Origin of the sequence: Brevibacterium sp. 2SA (genome assembly GCF_005502845.1) — a bacterium.
GTDB lineage: Bacteria > Actinomycetota > Actinomycetes > Actinomycetales > Brevibacteriaceae > Brevibacterium.
Window position 1 is genome coordinate 22683 of sequence record NZ_SCMW01000007.1, and the last position, 17263, is coordinate 39945.

A 17263-nucleotide genomic window follows, 5' to 3' on the forward strand; every position below is an offset into this window, starting at 1 on the left:
CTAAATGAATTCGACCGGTGCGGAACATTGGAACCCGGATCCCGGAGCGAGAATTCATGCTTCGGAGAAGCAGGTAACCGCATGGGACTATGGTGCCGCGACGCAAAATCGTGAGTGCGCGGTGCTCATAGTCGGGGGTGGATTGTCGGGCCTCGCTGCGGGGATCGCTGCATCAAGACGCGGCGTTCGGGTTCTCGTCGTTGAGGAATCTCACATGTTGGGTGGTCAAGCGACAACGTCTGGCGTCTGCGCATTCGATCTCACCTTCGGATTCGAACGATTGATCAATGGATACGGTCTGTGGGGAGAATTGGTATCCGAACTCAGAGCGGAGTATCGCTCACGGGGACTGAATCCGAATACGTGTCGATACCGTAATGACTCGTTGGCGGCCAATCCTGTGGTCACAGATCTCGTCCTCTCGAGAATGGCAAAACAGTCCAATGTGTCGGTTTTGCGCAGAACGGCTGTGCTCAGTGGTACGATCCAAGCTGGGCGAGTTTCTCTGGCAACTTCGCGAGGCATCATCACCGGTCAGATCGCTATTGACGCGACTGAGGACGGTAGCTTGTTGAGCACATTGCGTGTCCGACATCGTGCTGGTCGGTTGAAGTTTGATGGCGAGAACTACGTCGGTTCCGATCCTGAACGATGTGGTATTCAAGACATCACTCAGGTTGCGTGCCTACAGTATTACGAAGGTGGAGTGCCCAGCGAGCTTCTCGTTGACGAACCGCCCAACTACAGACTTCATCGGAGGCTTTTCGCCCGTAGCTACCCCTCGGACCCTAACGGCAGCCGTGACCACCCGCGTGGTTTCGCGGGATATCGGGCTACTCCGGATTTAACCGACGGCGCCTACCCCTATATGGGCTCCGAATGGGAGAAAGTGACGCGCACGGCGCTCAATTTCAGAAACGACCACGCCATTACTGCCTCATATCTCATCAATCCTTCGCGACGTGATTTTGAGGATCAGCAGGCGGCGGAGAAAACATTGGCGCTCATTCATTTCCTTCAGAAGGAATGCGGTCAGCCTTGGAGTGTGGCAACAGACGAAGGGTTCGCCGCAGTGCGGCGGCCACGCAGATTCCCGGATCTGCGAGCTTTTGACGCTGTACTTTGCCATTTTCCCCCGAAACCGTATATTCGTGAGTCGCTCCGAGGTATCGGCCTCACCACGCTCACTGCGAAAGATATTTTCCGGATGTCCAACCGGGGAACGGCGCGATGGAACAGCGATGCGATCGCAGTCGGCACCTATCCGCCCGACCTCCATGGAGGACGTGAAGAGTCGGATTTGGAACCGGATCTAAATGAGAGTCTCTCTGACAAGCCTGCAACGTGGCGCGAAGGACCATTTGCGATACCAATGGGCACTCTCATCCACGCTGATTATCCAAATCTACTCTTGGCCGAGAAGAATATCTCGGTGTCAAGGATCGCCAGCGGGGCTGTTCGCTTGCATCCGACCGTCGTAGCCATCGGTGAGGCAGCAGGCACTCTTGCTGCGATTAGCGTGCGCAAGAAGATCGACACCAGCGACGTGCCGGCGACGGCTGTTCAGGCGAGCCTGACCCGCGGTGGAGCATTGCCCGCTCAGCACGCGATACTCGGCGTATCCCGTGACGATGAGGACTTTCCTGACATTGCCTTAGCGCTCGCCCGAAGCGTTGCGATATCGACGCCGTCCAGAATCGAAAGCAGCGAACCTGTCTTCGAGGTCAATCGCGAAATTTCGGCACGAATTGGGCGCGAGTTGATGAATTCGGTCAGAGACTTCACTGTCTCTCCGTTGGCAAAGCATTCCTAGTTCTGGTGTTGTCAGCAACTTCATCCCGCAGGAACTCCAGAACGGCACAGATCGTAGTGTACTCATGAATCGCATATATGGCGTAATTGTAGCTGCCTGTGTTTTTGCGACTAGTGCCGGTTGCGCAATCCGTTTAGATGACAGTTCCGATCCAACTAGGCTTCAGGAGCGTAGTCCCCTGGAATTCACTCCAGTGTATTCCGGCGAGGTCGTCGGCTCGAACTCAAGAATCGTCATCGAAATGGGCGGGAGTGCCGAACATAAGTTTGGAGCTGAAAACCTCGGCATCTCGTTTGAGGCGACGGACCTCGCCGATCCGCGGCTGGACCCCGATACCTCGAACCTCGACGATCTGCTCAACTCGATCGGATCGCCGGCACTGCGCTTCGGCGGCAATGGCCTCGATCGTCGAACGTTCTGGACCTCGACGGGGGAGCGGCCGCCCAAGGCCGAACAGGTCGCCGTCACCCCCGACGACCTCCGCCGTCTCAAGAAACTCCTCGACCGCACCGGCTCAACGGCCACCATCGGCATTCCGCTCGGCACCTACGACCCGGAACGCGGAGCCGACATGGCCGTCAATGCGATCGACATCCTCGGCGATTCCCTGGTCGGTCTCGCCATCGGCAACGAACCGAACGGATACACCGTCAAGGACGTCCCCAACGGCGCGGTCCGCGGGGACGACTGGAACCGCGCCGAATACGTCACTCAGCTCGAAGCCTATGCCGACGCCATCCACGCCCAGCGGCCCGATGCCCCCATCATCGGCCCCGACGCCTACGACGGCGCCTGGATGGACGCCTTCCTCAACTCCGACGTGAGCAACAAGACCGCGCTCTCCCAACACTGGTACCAGCTCTACGAATGCGACTCGACCCAGATCCCCGGCCGCGGGCCCTACGCAGAGAACCTCGTCGATCCGCTCGCCAAACAGGCCGCGAAGGACAACATCGAGATCGGACTCGCCAAAGCCGACGCCGCAGGACTGCCCCTCTGGATGGAGGAGACCGGCCCGACGAGCTGCGCCGGCACCAACGACACCTCGCTGACCAACGCCGTCTCCCTCTGGGCCGCCGACTACACCCTCTACGCCGCATCGCTCGGCGTCGAACGCATGGCGATGCACTCGATGCTCGGAGCCTGCAACGGCGGGGCACCGATGTCACTCGTCTGCGACCCTGCCGACCTCGGTCAGACCTCGAACACCTTCGAAGGCCGACCCCAGTTCGCCGCGCTCCGCCTCCTCGTCCCCAGCATCGGCGGCACTTTCACGACGACATCCGTCGACGGCGGCGACGACATGAGCGCCTACACCGTGACCAAGGACGACAGCCGGACCCTCGTGACGACGATCATCAACGCCAACGACGCCGCCGCCATCAGCGCCAACCCCGTCACGCTCGAGATTCCCGACGGATACTCCGTCGACAAGGCCTCACAGATCTACGGACCATCGAACGACGCGAAGAGCGCCACCTCGGTCATCCCATCCAGCCCGCTGCCCGATGACGTTCCCTTCAGCGGCCCCACCCCGACTTCCAATGCCAGCGATGGCACGGCCGCAGCGGGGGAGGGTCCCGACAACGACCTGCGGATCGACCTCGCGGCGAGCTCGGCCACCGTCTTCATCATGACGAAGGACTGACCGCGGCCGGAGCGGGCGCGAATGGGTGAACCGCGTCCACAGTGGGCGCGATCGGGGCAATCCGCGCCGCTCAGTACCCCAGTGACGCGAGGTAGTGGAGGAACTCCTTGAGGTCCGTTCCCGCCAGGGCCTGACGCAGGGCCGGAACCGCCTCGGCGTCGAAGGTCACCTGCACGGTCCCATCGTCGAGGCGCTCCGACTTCGACGGCACGGTCACCGTGACGACATCATCCTGGGGGATCTGCCGGATCGCATTCGCCACCTTGCCGAGTTCGACCGTCGTCAGCCCCGCATCGGTGAGCACCCCGGCAGACACCGTCCCGAGCACCGTCGTCAGCTTCGCCGGATCCTTGACCAGGCCACCCTGCCGCAGCGCCTGAACGAGCGCCCGCAGCAGGGCGCGCTGATTCCGGGTGCGCGTCTGACCGGCATCGTCGACCGCCTCGGCGGCGGCGAACGACATCGCCGAGGCGCCGCCGAGGGTGTTCGTGCCCTCGGTGAACGTCGCGTCCCCGGCACTGAACGCCGACCGGCTGTAGACCGCGACGGACCCGAGCTCATCGATGACCCCGGCCAGCGCCGTCGCCGTGAGCTCGATGATGTGGTCGATGCGGATGCCGAGCACCTCCTCGGCGATCGCGACGAACACCGGCCACCCGCCCTCGTCGACGAGAGCGGCCAGCGTCAGCCCCGATTCGACCTGGACGGCGGGGTTGAGGACGAGGATCGCCGCGATGTCACCGGCGGCGGCGACATGGATGATCGCGAACGTGTCGCCCTGGCTCGTGGTCGCATCATCGGTCGTGATCCGCACGGCGATCGTCTGCGCCTCCGAGGCGACCGGGCGGATGTCGGCTGGCGGGAACGCGCGGTCGTCGGTGTACTTGCGGGCGGCGTCGTCGAACTCGCTGCGAGCCCTGTTGAGTCCGCCGAGCGACCCGAGCGCCGACGCCACCGTCTTGAGCTTGACCATTGCGCTGCCTCTTCCTCTGTCGCGTCCGCCGATTCGCCTGCCTCACCCCGCGCCGGAGGGCACCGCGGCCATCGACGTCAGCACCCGCGGCACTGCAGGTGAGAGGTTCACAGGGTCTTCTCAAACTCTATCGCCAATGGTCGTCCGGCTCCATCTCCCCACACCCCGAAGAGTCCGCGAATCCGGAGGAGAAGAGACTCGGGGCGGGTGCTCGCGCTGCACCCGCCCCGAGAGTTCATCGGCTGTTCGGTCTCACGCCGAACAGCAGCCCATCACGGCCGCGACATGGCCGCGGTCCGGTCTGTCGCCTCGGCGCCGGGGGCCGCAGGGGAACCCGCACCCGCACCCGCCGAGGAATCAGCCGCAGAACCCGCGCGGGCAACGGAACCGGCACCCGAGCCGGAATCGGCACCCGCGTCACCCGCGTCGCCCGCCACCGGGTGACCGTGGTTCTCCGGGTCGAGGCTGAGCTCATCGAACGGGCTCGCGCCGTTGAGCGCCGCCCGGGCCTGGTCGAGGTCGATCTCCTTCGTCCACTTGCCGATGAGCAGGGTCGCCACCGCGTTGCCGGTGAAGTTCGTCAGGGCCCGGGCCTCGGACATGAACTTGTCGATGCCGACGATGACGCCCATGCCGTCGAGCAGCTCGGGCCGGTGCGCCTGGAGGCCGGCGGCCAGCGTCGCAAGTCCCGCGCCGGTGACACCGGCGGCGCCCTTCGAGGCGATGATCATGAACACGAGCAGGGAGATCTGCTGGCCGAGGTCCATCGGCATGCCCATCGCGGTGGAGACGAAGAGCGCGGCCATCGTCAGGTAGATCGCGGTGCCGTCGAGGTTGAACGAGTACCCGGTGGGCACGGTGATGCCGACGACCGGCTTCGACACTCCCGCGTGCTCCATCTTCGCGAGCAGACGCGGCAGCGCGGACTCCGACGACGAGGTCGAGAAGATGAGCAGGTACTCCCGGGCCAGGTACTTCATGAGCTTGAAGATGTTGAGGCCGGTGACGATCTTGAGCAGCCCGCCGAGGACGATGACGATGAAGAGCGCACACGTGAGGTAGAAGGCGCCCATGAGCACGGCCATCGACCCGATCGCGGCCCACCCGGTGGCACCGACGACCGCGGCGATCGCACCGAACGCGCCGATCGGGGCGACCCACATGATCATCATCATGATCTTGAAGACGACGGCCTGGATGTGGCGGATGCCGGTGATGACCGGCTCGCCGGCCTTGCCCATCGACTGGAGCGCGAACCCGACGAGGAGCGCGAGGACGAGGGTCGGCAGGACGGGGATGTCCCCGGGGATGAGGCTGAGGAGGAACGCGACGGTGGCATTCGACTCCCCGCCCGCGGCATCCTCGTAGGGCCGCAGCTGCAGGCCGTCACCGGGGTGGATGAGGTTGCCGACGACGAGCCCGATGATGAGGGCGAAGGTCGCCATGCAGAGGAAGTAGATCATCGCGAGACCGCCGACCTTGCCGACCGTCGCGGCCTTCGCGACCGATCCGACGCCGAGGACGATCGTGCAGAAGATGATCGGGGCGATGATCATCTTGATGAGCGCGACGAACGCGGTGCCCAGCGGTTTGAGCGCGATGCCCACCTCGGGGGTGATGAGGCCGATCGCGGCACCGGCGAACACGGCGGTGATGACCATGATGTAGAGCCAGTGGGTGCGGTCCTTCTTCTTCGCAGGGGCCTGCCCGGTGGTCTCGTGGGCGGTGGCGCCGGCGGGAGCGGTCCCTGCCGCTCCGTGGTGGGCCCCGGTCGGTGTGGTGTTCTCAGGCGGCATTGCCTTCCCTCCTCATTGAGTGGTGGACTCGGTGATGATGGTCGAGTCGTGGTGCGTGTCCCCGGCGACCGTGCACCGGATGGGTGGTCAGTGCACCAAGAGTGGCAAGATTCGTTATCTGAGTCACGGTTGCGTTCATAGTGTTCATGGAGAGAGGAGGAGTGCGATGCGAGCAGGACTGCGCGCCGGTCGCCGCGGCCCCCGGCACCTGCCGCTGGCCCGTCGGCTCTTCGTCTCCCAGCTCGTCCTCATCGTCATCGTCTGCGCGGTGCTGAGCATCACGAGCTACGCCTCGACGCGCAGTGCGGCCCGTGACGCCGCCGGTGACCGGGTGCTCAGCATCGCCGAAACGCTCGCCCACGACCCCTACGTCACCGAGGCGGTCGCCGGCCCCGATCCCTCCGCGGCCCTCCAGCCGTATGCGGAGACCGTTGTGAGCACCGCCGACGTCGACTTCGTGACGATCATGGACCGCGACCGCACCCGCTACACCCATCCCGACCCCAGCGAGCTCGGCAAGGACTACCTCGGCACGATCGACACCGCCCTGAGCGGGCAGAGTCAGACCGAAGAGTACGTCGGCACGCTCGGCCCCTCGATCCGGGCGATCGTCCCGATCGTCGACGACTCCGGCGAGGTCACCGCGATGGTCGCCGTCGGCGTCACGCTCACGGCGATCTCCGTCGCCCAGGCCGCGGCCGTGCCCCAGATCATCATCGTCGCGGCCGTCGCGATCGCCCTCGGAGGGCTCGGGTCGTGGATCCTCGCCCGCTACCTGCGCCGGGTCACCCTCGGCTACGGTCCCGAACAGCTCAAGCGCCTCTTCGCGTTCTACGACTCCGCCCTCCACTCCCTGCGCGAGGGGCTCATCCTCATCGACGATTCGGGCCACCTCGTCCTCTACAACGATGAGGCGGCAAGCCTCCTCGACCTGCCCGCGCCCGATGAGCGGCAGCCGGTTCCCCTCGCCGAGGTGGCCCTCCCGGCCTCTGTCCGTGCCCTTGTCGAATCCGGTCGGGTCGCCGTCGACGAGACCCACCTCACCGCTGACCGTGTCCTCGTCATCAGCCAGAAGCCCGCGACCCAACCCGATGACCGCGACCCCGAGGCGACCGGCGGCACCGTCGTCACCCTGCGCGACCGCACGGACTTCTCGGAGCTCGCCGGGGAGCTCGAGACCCTGCGCACCCTCTCCGACGCTCTGCGGGCGCAGACCCACGAGCACGCCAACCGGCTCCACACGGTCTCCACCCTCATCGAGCTCGGCCGCCTCGACGAGGCGCTCGAGTTCGCCGTCCGCGACGAGCAGGAATCCCAGCGGCTGACGGACACGTTCGTCGACTCCCTCGACGAACCGTTCATCACCGCGCTGATGATCGGCAAGGCCGCGCAGGCCCATGAGCGCGGCATCGAGTTCACCGTCACCGCCGCCGGCGAACTGCCGCCGGGCAGCCTCGATGCCCGCGACCTCGTGACGATCGCCGGGAACCTCGTCGACAATGCCCTCGACGCCGCCGCGGACTCGGCCGAGCGGCACGTGTGGGCCGACTTCGTCGCCACCGGGGCCGGCGGCGAGCTCATCATCACGATCGCCGACACCGGTCCGGGCATCGCCACCGCCGAGGTCGACGCGCTCTTCCGGCTCGGGGCCACAGACAAGGAGGCCCCACCGGACGCGGGCGGTCGGGGATTCGGACTCGCGCTCGTCAGGCAGGCGGTGGGCCGCCTCGGCGGGGAGCTCACCGTCGACTCCGACGCGGGGGCGATCATCACGGTCACCCTGCCGCTGACGGCGGCGACGGACGACGCAGCGGCTGGTGGCGGGCAGGCTGGGGACGAAGAAGACGGTGGCGCGGCGGCTGCCGGCGATGTTGCGGCGGACGACGCAGCCGCCGACGATGACAGGGGAGGACGCGATGGTCGAGAGGTCTGAGGAGCGGGAGCTCACCGTGCTCATCGTCGAGGACGACCCCCTCACCGCCGAGGCGCACGCGGACTTCGTGCGCCGGGTGCCGGGGTTCGCCGTGGCCGGGATCGCACTCGGCGGCGTCGAGGCGCTCGCCCGCTACGACGAGTTCGTCGCCGCCGGTCAGCCCGTCGACATCGTCCTCCTCGACATGAACCTCGTCGACGCCCACGGTCTCGACGTCGCGAAGCGGATGAACAGCCGCAACGTCGGCACCGACATCATCGCGATCACCGCGGTGCGGCACCTCCAGGTCATCCGCGCGGCGATCTCGACGGGGATCACGCAGTACCTCATCAAGCCGTTCGCGTTCGCGGCGTTCCGGGACAAGCTCGAGAACCAGCGGGCCTTCCGGCAGGGACTGACGGGGGAGGGGGCGCTCGCGACGCAGGAGGCCGTCGACAATGCGCTGAGCGCCCTGCGCTCGGTGCCCCGCGGCCGGCTGCCGAAGGGCCTCATCGAGGAGACCCTCGAAGCGGTCTCGACCGCGGTGCGCACGGCCGACTCACCCGTCTCGGCGACCGAGGTCGGCACGCGCCTCGACCTCTCCCGGGTCACGGTGCGCCGCTACCTCGAACACCTCGTGACGACGAAGCAGGCGATCAAGCAGCCCCGCCACGGCACCCCGGGCCGGCCGGAGTACGAATACCGCTGGGCGTGACCATCAGCGCTCTGGGTCTGACTGTCTCGACCCGGAGCACCGGCGCAGGGGCCGACGTTCAGATCATCCACTGGGCCGGTGCCGCTGCGGGCGCGGGAGATGCGGCGCTCGGGGTCGGGGTCGAAGCAGCCGCAGCGTCCGCCGGATCCTCCGCCGCCACCTCGGCGAGGTCGCCGGTGAACCGGTTCGCCCACGCATAGACGTCATGGTCGGCGACGACTTCGGCCATCGCGTCGATGCGGGCACGCGCCGCAGCGGGATCCATCGCCACCGCCTCGGCGATCGCCTGGACCATCGCCTCCCGGTCATGGGGGTTGACGATGAGGGCATCGGTGAGCTCGTCGGCGGCCCCGGCGAACTCCGAGAGCACGAGCGCCCCACCCCGGCCGGCCCGCGCGGTGACGTACTCCTTCGCGACGAGGTTCATGCCGTCGCGCATCGACGTCGCCAGGAGGACGTCGGCGGCGATGTACCACGCGATGACCGACTCGAACGCGTAGTCGCGGTGGAGGTAGTGGATCGTCGTCCCGGCGAGCCCCGCGAACTTCCCGTTGATCCGCCCCACGGTGCGCTCGATGTCCTCACGCAGCTGCCGGTACGCCGGGATCCTCTCCCGCGAGGGCACCGCCACCTGGACCATCCGCGTCGTCCGCGGATCGAGCGTGCCGTTGTCGAAGAGCTCCTCGAGGGCGAGCAGGCGTTCGAGGATGCCCTTCGTGTGATCGAGCCGGTCGATCCCGAGCAGGAGGGTCGCAGGTTCCCCGAGGTCGGCCCGGATGCGCGTGGCCTCCGCCTGCGCTTGCCCGCTGCCGGCGATGTCCCGGATGTGGCCGACGTCGACGGAGACGGGGTAGGCGTCGACGACCGTCGCCGAGGCGGTCGACCCGGGGCCGAGGAGGGCCGCGCAGGCGGCCTCGAAGTTCCGCACGTCCCGCCGACGCTGGAAGCCGATGACATCGGCGCCGAGGATGCCGCGGAGGATCTCCGTGCGCCACGGCAGCTGGGCGAAGAGATCGACGGACGGGAACGGAATGTGGGAGAAGAATCCGATGCGCACATCGGGACGCAGCTCCCGCAGCAGCCGGGGAACGAGCTGGAGGTGGTAGTCGTGGATCCAGACCGTGGCACCGGGCGCGCAGACCTCAGCGGTCACCTCGGCGAAGCGGCGGTTGACCGCGACATAGGCCTCCCACCACGACCGGCGGAACTGCGGGGTCGAGACATTGGCGTGGTAGAGCGGCCAGAGCGTCGCGTTCGCGAACCCCTCATAGTAGGCGTCGATCTCCGCTGAGCCCAGCGCCACGGGGATGAGCGGCATTCCGTGGTGCGTGCGCGGCTCTTCGGCGGTCTCCCCGCCGGCCCAGCCGACCCACGCGCCGAGACTGTGCTCGGTGACCGGCGTCAGTGCTGTGACCACACCGCCGGGCGATGCCCGCCAGGCATCGGCGGCGCGTTCGCACGGCAGCCTGTTGGCCACCACGACATAGGGATGTGTGTTCATGCCTACCCACGACCTCGTCTGTTCGAAACGCGCGCGCCGGGCGCGGCGCAGCGCTCGTCGCGACGAGAATACGCCTCTATTTTTACGTTGTAAAAGTATGAAATAAAACAGCTGGTGGACGCCCGGTTTCCACCCGCCTCTACGGCGTAAGATGGAGTTTGTTGGTTAATGGTCTGAACATGGATTACAGTGTAAGCAAGCGGTCAGGTTCAGCGCCTGATTGCGGTGACGCTGACCGTCCCTGCGCCTCTGCGCTCCGGGTGCTGCGGCACGTCGCGCGCACCCGCGCGACGCATCGCGCCGATACCCCGGAAGCGGGCATCGGGCACGGTCGGCACCGTGCTGGACAACAACATAAGGAAATAAGCTCATGGGTTTCATTGCATACCTCATCCTCGGCCTCATCGCCGGCGCCATCGCCAAGGCGATCCTGCCGGGTCGTCAGGGCGGCGGCTGGATCGCCACCCTCATCCTCGGCGTCCTCGGCGCCCTCGTGGGCGGCTGGCTCGGCGGGATGATCTTCGGAGTCGAGATGGACGCGTTCTTCTCGCTCTCGTCGTGGCTGTGCGCGATCGGCGGATCGCTCATCGTCCTCGTCATCTGGGGCCTGATCACCGGTCGTTCGCGCGCGGCGCGGGACTGAATCAGTCACCTGTGATGATCGCTTGATCAGCCCTGCCGGAGGGCGCGTTCTGTGGACTAAACTGAGCCGAGAACGCGTCCGCCGGTCACGGGTCGGGCGCGGTCGCACGTGAAGTGCAGGACCTCGCGACAGATGGAGGGACGGGGCAGCCCCTCGCACCTCTGATCAGTGATTCCAGGAGTAGTCATGGCCCGCCAGCGTTTGCGCCAAGAGGACATTGTCAAGGCAGCGATTGCCTACATCGATGAATTCGGCGTCCAATCGCTCTCTATGCGGAGGTTGGGAATGTCGCTCGACGTCGAGGCGATGGCACTGTACAACTACGTTTCCGGACGCGAACAGCTCGTGTCCCTCGCCGTCGACGAGCTCATCGACGACCTCTTCGACGAAGAGCTCATGCAGGAGCAGCCCGAATCCTGGGAGGCATTCCTGCGCTTCGTCGCCACCGCGATGCGCGATCTCGCACTCGGCCATCCGCGGATGTTCCCCCTGATGATCACGCAGCCGCCGGAAGCGCCCTGGCTGCGCCCGCCGCTGCGCAGCGTGCGCTGGGTCGACTACTTCCTCACCGCGCTCACCGAGTACGGCTTCTCCGACGACCGCGTCGTCGACACCTACAAGGCGTTCACGAGCTTCCTCCTCGGCCAGCTCGTCCTCGAGGTCTCGGCGATGGGCATCGACATCGCCTCGGCCGTCGATGAGGATGCCGATGCCGACAGCGACGAGGACGAGGGACTCTCCGAGTACCCGACGCTCAAGCGGCTGCAGGGCAAACTCGCCGAAGACCACTCGGACCGCGAATTCGACGACGGCCTCGACGATCTCATCGAGCGCATCCGCGCGATCAAGGACACGTAAGCACCAGCACTGCCTTCCGCCGTCGCACTTCCGCGCGCCGCGCGGCACCGCAGTCGACCCGTCACCCACCCCTCGCGACCCCCGACGGGGCGCGAGGCGACCCCGAACCTGTGACCCCTGCTTCCCAAGGACGGTCTCCTCATGCACACCTCCACCACCGCCTCACCGTTCACTCTCATCGCCGATCCGCTCACCCCGTGGTGGGAGCCGGACCTCGCCTCCGACCGCGGCACCGCACTCGTCAGCTGCGTGAACACCAGCGCGCCGGTGCGCAAGCGGATCACCGGGCTGCAGGAGTTCTGGGGCCTGAGCGGGACCTCGACCCAGCTCGAGCAGTGGGACGCACTCGCCGCGACCGCGGCGATCGACGTCGCGGCGGCCCGCATGCTCGAACCACATGTCGACGCCCTCGGCATCCTCGCCGAGGCGGGCGCCGGCACGCCTGAACCCGGCACGACGTGGGGTGTCTTCGCCGCCGAGGCGCCGGGCACCGTCCTCAGCGCCATCGACCTCGACGAGGGGACGGTCCATCTCATCGGGGAGAAGCCGTGGTGCTCCCTGGCCTCCCAGCTGTCCCACGCCATCGTCACCGCCTACCACGGGCAGATGTCCCGGGCCTTCGCCGTGAGCCTCACCGATCCCGGCGTGCACCCGTCGACGGCGCCGTGGCCGAGCCTCGGGCTCAGCGAGATCCCGAGCGGCGCGGTGACCTTCGACTACGCGCAGGCCACCGTCGTCGGGCCCACCGGCTGGTATCTCGACCGACCGTCGTTCGCGTGGGGCGGGATCCGGGTCGCCGCGTGCTGGTTCGGCGGTGCCCTGGGCCTGGCCCGCAGTGCCGCACAGCGCCACTTCGCCCGCCCGCAGCCCTTACCGCTGGGCAACCTCACGCTCGGACAGCTCGACGCGGAGATCTTCGCCGCCCGCTCGGCTCTCGCTCAGGCGGCCCAGGCCGCCGACGGCTCCGAGGCCTACACCCGCGACGAGGCCTGGGAGCTGGCCCTGCGCGTGCGCAACATCGTCTATCGCGCGTCCCAGCGGATCGCGCAGCTCGCCCGCGAACTCGCCGGTCCCGCAGCGCTGACCGGCGATCGGAGCTTCGCGAAGGCCGATGCCGACCTCACCGTCTACCTCAGCCAGCATCACGGGGCCCGCGACGAGGCGGCGCTCGGCGACGCGATCGTCACTGGCTGATGTTCACCCACCTCGAGACCGGCACCTCGGAAGACGCGTGGATCCGAGCCGGGGTCCGTGACCTTCCGCGCCTGCAGGAGTGCGGCGGATCCGTCGTCGTGCTCCTCGCCCACCCCGATGACGAGGCGATCGGCTGTGCGGCACTGCTGCGCCGCCTCGGCGAGACCGACGCCCACGTCACCGTCCTCCTCTTCACGGCGGGGGAGAACTCCCACCCGGGGTCCCCGACGCACACCCCGGACGACCTCAGGACGATCCGCCTCGACGAGTTCGATGCGGCGCTCTCCGAACTCAACCCGACCGCGGCGAGCACCCTCTTCGACCTCGGCGACGGGGCGCTGGCGGCCCACCAGGAGACGATCCTCGCCGAGGTGATGACCGCGACCGCGGACCTGCCCGGTCCGCTCACCATCGTCGCCCCGCACCACGCGGACGGTCACAGCGATCATGACGCCGTCGGCGAGGTCGCCCGCGAGGTCGGGCGGCTGCGGGCGGCGACGGTGCTCGAGTTCCCGATCTGGTACTGGCATTGGGCCGACCCCGACGATGCCGCGTGGCGGTCGTGGCGCTTCCTGCCCGACCCGGACGGCCTCGACCGGGAGGCGCTGTGGGCGCACTATCCGTCCCAGATGGAGGATCTCTCGGACGCTCCCGGCGACGAGGCGATCCTCCCGCCGGATGTCCTCGCGCACTTCGCCCGTGGGGGAGACACGTTCGCCGTGACCCGATTCGCCGGCGAGGAGCAGGAGCCGCCGGAGGCCGCCGAGGCGGTCGCCGAGGCGGTGGCGAACGATGCGCGGACGGCCGAGGCCGTCTTCGACCGCGTCCACACCGAGCGGGTCGATCCGTGGGAGCTGCGCTCATCGGACTACGAGATCGCGAAGCGCGCGGCACTGCTGCGAGCGCTGCCGGGCAGCCGGTACTCCCACATCCTCGAGATCGGCAGTTCGACCGGGGCACTGAGCCGGGAGCTCGCTGACCGTGCCGACCACGTCACCGCGATCGACGCGAGCGCCCGAGCGCTGGCGACGGCACGCGGCCTCTACCCCGACGTCGCCAACCTCGACTTCACGCGGATGACGATCCCCGACGACTGGCCTGCCGGCCGCTTCGACTGCGTCGTCCTCGCCGAGACCGGCTACTACCTCTCCCGGGAACAGCTGCGCCGCACGCTCAAGCGGATCGAGGCGAGCACGACGGCGGACTTCACCCTCGTCCTCTGCCACTGGCGCGGCGAGATCACCGACTGGCCGCTCGATGCTGAGAGCGTCCACGAGATGTGCCTCGCGTACTGGCCCGACGCCTCTCTCGTCCACCACTCGGCGGCGGAGTACCGACTCGACGTCCTGACGATCACGGCGAAGGAACGCGGCTGATGCCCGAGCACGTCGTCGTCATCGTTCCCGCGCACAACGAGGCAGCGGAGATCGAGGGCTGTCTGCGCTCGATCCTCGCCGCAGCCGACGCCGGTGCAAGCCCTGGCCTGTCCGTGCGCATCATCGCCGTCGCCGATGACTGCACGGACTCGACTCTGAGCATCATCGACCGCGTCGCCGCCGACCGGCCCGAGGTCATTCCCCTCGTCGTGCCCTACGGCAACGTCGGCCGGGCCCGCAATGCCGCCGGACAGCTCGCCCTCGAGTGGGCGGCCGAGGGTACCCGGGATCCGGGCGCTGCCGATCTGTGGCTCGCCTTCACCGATGCCGACAGCCGGGTGCCGACCAACTGGCTGATCTCCCATCTCGAGCATGCCCGCCGCGGCGCCGACTGCGTCGTCGGCACCGTCGCGCCCCGCTCCGAGCCGGGCAATGCCGATCTCGTCTCCGCGTGGTACTCACTCCACCGGCTCGCCGACGACCACGACCACGTCTTCGGGGCCAACCTCGGCATCCGCGGTTCCGTCTTCGCCGCGGTCGGGGGCTGCCCTCCCGACAGCGTGGGCGAGGATGGGGCCCTCGTCGCCGCCGTCACCTCGGCGGGCAGGGTCGTCCACCGGACCGATGACTGTCGGGTGATCACCTCGGCGAGACTCCAGGGCCGCTGCCACGGCGGGTTCGCCGCCTACCTGCGCGACCTCGTGCGCGACGGTCATTCCGAACGTCACCTGACGGTCACCTCGGCGAGGGAGGAATAGGCGCTGCCATGGGTTATGCTGGCACGACGCATGACCGAGCCTGCCCACTCGCGGGAACGGTCGTGCGCCGCGTCGGCCACGCCCCGCACCCGGGACGGGAAGCCGCGCGCAGCCGTCACCATCCACCCTCCCGGCGACCGCACCGCAGCTCCGACGATGTGGAGCGCGCTTCGATGACCACGACGACGGCCACCTCGGTGGCCCGCTCACCCGATCGCGAGGAAGAACGATGACGACACCGACCGACGACTCCGCTGCCGGCACGAAGGAACGGACCCCGGCCTCCGCCATCACCGACGATGAGATCTTCGCCGGACACCACGGCGGCAAACTCGACGTCGAGCTCTCCCGCCCGCTCGAGACACAGCGCGACCTCTCGATCGCCTACACCCCCGGCGTCGCCAAGGTCTGCACCGCGATCGCCGAGGAGCCGGAGCGGGCGAAGGAGCTGACGTGGACCGGCCGTCTCGTCGCCGTCATCTCCGACGGCTCCGCAGTGCTCGGTCTCGGGGACATCGGGGCGACCGCCTCGCTGCCGGTGATGGAAGGCAAGTGCGCGCTGTTCAAGCGCTTCGCCGGCCTCAACGCGATCCCCATCGTCATCGACACGAACGACGTCGACGAGATCGTCGAGACGATCGAGCGGATCTCACCGACCTTCGGGGCGATCAACCTCGAGGACATCTCCGCGCCCCGCTGCTTCGAGATCGAGGACCGGGTCAAGGCCGCCCTCGACATCCCCGTCATGCACGATGATCAGCACGGCACCGCCATCGTCGTCCTCGCAGCCCTGATGAACGCGGCGAAGGTCGTCGGCAAGGACATCGACCAGCTCAAGGTCGTCATCTCCGGCTCCGGCGCGGCCGGTGTCGCGGTGACGAAGATCCTCCACGAGGCGGGTGTCTCCGACATCGTCGTCCTCGATTCGAAGGGCGTCGTCGAATCCGGGCGCGACGACCTCACCCCGACGAAGCAGGCGATCGCGGCGAACTCGAACCCGCGCGGTGTCGCCGGCGGGATGGACACGGCGCTCGCCGGTGCCGACGTCTTCATCGGCCTGTCCTCGGGGACCGTGGACCCGCAGCTGCTCGAGACGATGGCCGATGACGCGATCATCTTCGCCCTGTCGAACCCCAACCCCGAGGTGGCCCCCGACGTCGCCGCGCAGTATGCGACGGTCGTCGCCACCGGCCGCAGCGACTTCCCCAACCAGATCAACAACGTCCTCGCGTTCCCCGGAGTCTTCCGCGGGGCGCTCGACGCCGACGCCACGTACATCACCGAGGAGATGAAGCTCGCCGCCGCGAGCGCGATCGCCGCACTCGTCGGCGATGATCTCGCCCCCGACTACATCGTGCCCGGCGCGATGGACGAGCGCGTCGCGCCCGCCGTGGCCGCCGCCGTCGAGGCGGTCGCCAGGGGCTAAGTGCCGCGCGCAGGTTCTGCGCTGGGCCTCGCGTCGCCGGGCTGGTTCGGCTGGCGCCGTTGACCTGCTTGGGCCGGCGCTGGTCGAGCGCGTGAACGGGCACCCGAGGAATCTCGGGTGCCCGTTCGCGTGCCGTCAGTCGTCAGCGGCCTCATTCGCCGAGGCGGTGCTGACCGCGTCGTCTGTCAGTCGTCGGTGACGGTGAGGGTGACGTCGATGTTGCCCCGGGTCGCGTTCGAGTACGGGCAGACCTCGTGGGCCTTCTCCGCGAGCGACTGAGCTGCAGCCGGATCGAGGTGGGGGAGGGTGATCTCGAGTGCGACGGCGAGCTGGAAACCGCCCTCGCCGTTGTCACCGATGCTCACCTCTGCCCCGACGGCGGAGTCATCGACGTTCGCGTCCTCCCGGCGGCCGACCTGTCGCAGCGCCGAGTGGAAGCACGCGGCATAGCCGACGGCGAAGAGCTGCTCGGGATTCGTTCCGTTGCCGGAACCGCCCATCTCGGTGGGGACGGCGAGGTCGACATCGAGTCTGCCGTCGCTCGTTCGGCCGTGTCCGTCGCGTCCTTCACCGGTGGCCAGTGCTTCGGCAGTGTAGATTGCCTTCATCAGACAAGGTTCCTTTCTCATGATTCTCGGATGATCGCGGGT

General features: G+C 67.6%; 14 protein-coding genes. 10 read left to right on the forward strand and 4 right to left on the reverse strand.

Annotated features, from left to right (window positions below; all coding sequences use genetic code 11):
* The first annotated feature begins 4 nt into the window (after nucleotides 1-4).
* Together FFS20_RS04690 and FFS20_RS04695 are read left to right on the forward strand one after the other, a co-directional pair.
* Nucleotides 5-1813 (forward strand): FAD-dependent oxidoreductase, encoded by a 1809-nt coding sequence (locus FFS20_RS04690; RefSeq protein ID WP_137824766.1) that lies wholly within the window; start codon nucleotides 5-7, stop codon nucleotides 1811-1813.
* 193 nt (nucleotides 1814-2006) lie between these two features.
* On the forward strand, nucleotides 2007-3461 hold the full coding sequence (locus tag FFS20_RS04695; protein WP_249356667.1) for a hypothetical protein: 1455 nt from the start codon (nucleotides 2007-2009) through the stop codon (nucleotides 3459-3461).
* Between the two features lie 70 nt (nucleotides 3462-3531).
* On the opposite strand, the gene FFS20_RS04700 is transcribed toward FFS20_RS04695, so the two are convergent.
* Complete coding sequence (locus FFS20_RS04700) at nucleotides 3532-4434, reverse strand: LCP family protein (RefSeq protein WP_137824767.1); 903 nt, start codon at nucleotides 4432-4434, stop codon at nucleotides 3532-3534.
* 272 nt (nucleotides 4435-4706) lie between these two features.
* The gene (locus FFS20_RS04705) at nucleotides 4707-6095 is read right to left on the reverse strand and encodes a cation:dicarboxylase symporter family transporter (protein ID WP_171006993.1); all 1389 of its coding nucleotides are present in this window, start codon (nucleotides 6093-6095) and stop codon (nucleotides 4707-4709) included.
* Nucleotides 6096-6396: 301 nt separating this feature from the next.
* Between FFS20_RS04705 and FFS20_RS04710 the strand changes: the two genes are divergently transcribed.
* On the forward strand, nucleotides 6397-8163 hold the full coding sequence (locus FFS20_RS04710) for a sensor histidine kinase (protein WP_137824768.1): 1767 nt from the start codon (nucleotides 6397-6399) through the stop codon (nucleotides 8161-8163).
* Nucleotides 8147-8857 (forward strand): response regulator, encoded by a 711-nt coding sequence (locus FFS20_RS04715; RefSeq protein WP_137824769.1) that lies wholly within the window; start codon nucleotides 8147-8149, stop codon nucleotides 8855-8857. The genes FFS20_RS04710 and FFS20_RS04715 overlap by 17 nt, the downstream gene beginning before the upstream one ends.
* Nucleotides 8858-8915: 58 nt before the next feature.
* On the opposite strand, the gene FFS20_RS04720 is transcribed toward FFS20_RS04715, so the two are convergent.
* The gene (locus FFS20_RS04720; RefSeq protein ID WP_137824770.1) at nucleotides 8916-10358 is read right to left on the reverse strand and encodes a trehalose-6-phosphate synthase; all 1443 of its coding nucleotides are present in this window, start codon (nucleotides 10356-10358) and stop codon (nucleotides 8916-8918) included.
* 370 nt (nucleotides 10359-10728) lie between these two features.
* On the opposite strand from FFS20_RS04720, the gene FFS20_RS04725 reads away from it, so the two are divergent.
* From FFS20_RS04725 to FFS20_RS04750, 6 genes are all read left to right on the forward strand, one after another.
* Nucleotides 10729-11001 (forward strand): GlsB/YeaQ/YmgE family stress response membrane protein, encoded by a 273-nt coding sequence (locus tag FFS20_RS04725; RefSeq protein ID WP_137824771.1) that lies wholly within the window; start codon nucleotides 10729-10731, stop codon nucleotides 10999-11001.
* Nucleotides 11002-11286: 285 nt separating this feature from the next.
* The gene (locus FFS20_RS04730; protein ID WP_249356668.1) at nucleotides 11287-11859 is read left to right on the forward strand and encodes a TetR/AcrR family transcriptional regulator C-terminal domain-containing protein; all 573 of its coding nucleotides are present in this window, start codon (nucleotides 11287-11289) and stop codon (nucleotides 11857-11859) included.
* A 141-nt stretch (nucleotides 11860-12000) separates the two neighbouring features.
* Entirely contained in the window at nucleotides 12001-13053 is a 1053-nt protein-coding gene (locus FFS20_RS04735) for a hypothetical protein (protein WP_137824773.1), read from the forward strand.
* The gene (locus FFS20_RS04740) at nucleotides 13053-14429 is read left to right on the forward strand and encodes a bifunctional PIG-L family deacetylase/class I SAM-dependent methyltransferase (RefSeq protein ID WP_249356669.1); all 1377 of its coding nucleotides are present in this window, start codon (nucleotides 13053-13055) and stop codon (nucleotides 14427-14429) included. The genes FFS20_RS04735 and FFS20_RS04740 overlap by 1 nt, the downstream gene beginning before the upstream one ends.
* A complete protein-coding gene (locus tag FFS20_RS04745) occupies nucleotides 14429-15187 on the forward strand; it encodes a glycosyltransferase (RefSeq protein ID WP_137824774.1) in 759 nt (252 codons plus the stop codon). Before FFS20_RS04740 ends, FFS20_RS04745 begins: the two co-directional genes overlap by 1 nt.
* A 229-nt stretch (nucleotides 15188-15416) precedes the next feature.
* Nucleotides 15417-16613: an NADP-dependent malic enzyme gene (locus tag FFS20_RS04750; protein ID WP_137824775.1), complete on the forward strand. Its 1197-nt coding sequence runs from the start codon at nucleotides 15417-15419 to the stop codon at nucleotides 16611-16613.
* 185 nt (nucleotides 16614-16798) lie between these two features.
* Here the strand turns inward: FFS20_RS04750 and FFS20_RS04755 are convergent, their stop codons facing one another.
* Nucleotides 16799-17221, reverse strand: a complete 423-nt coding sequence (locus tag FFS20_RS04755) for an organic hydroperoxide resistance protein (RefSeq protein ID WP_137824776.1) — start codon at nucleotides 17219-17221, stop codon at nucleotides 16799-16801.
* Nucleotides 17222-17263 lie beyond the last annotated feature (42 nt).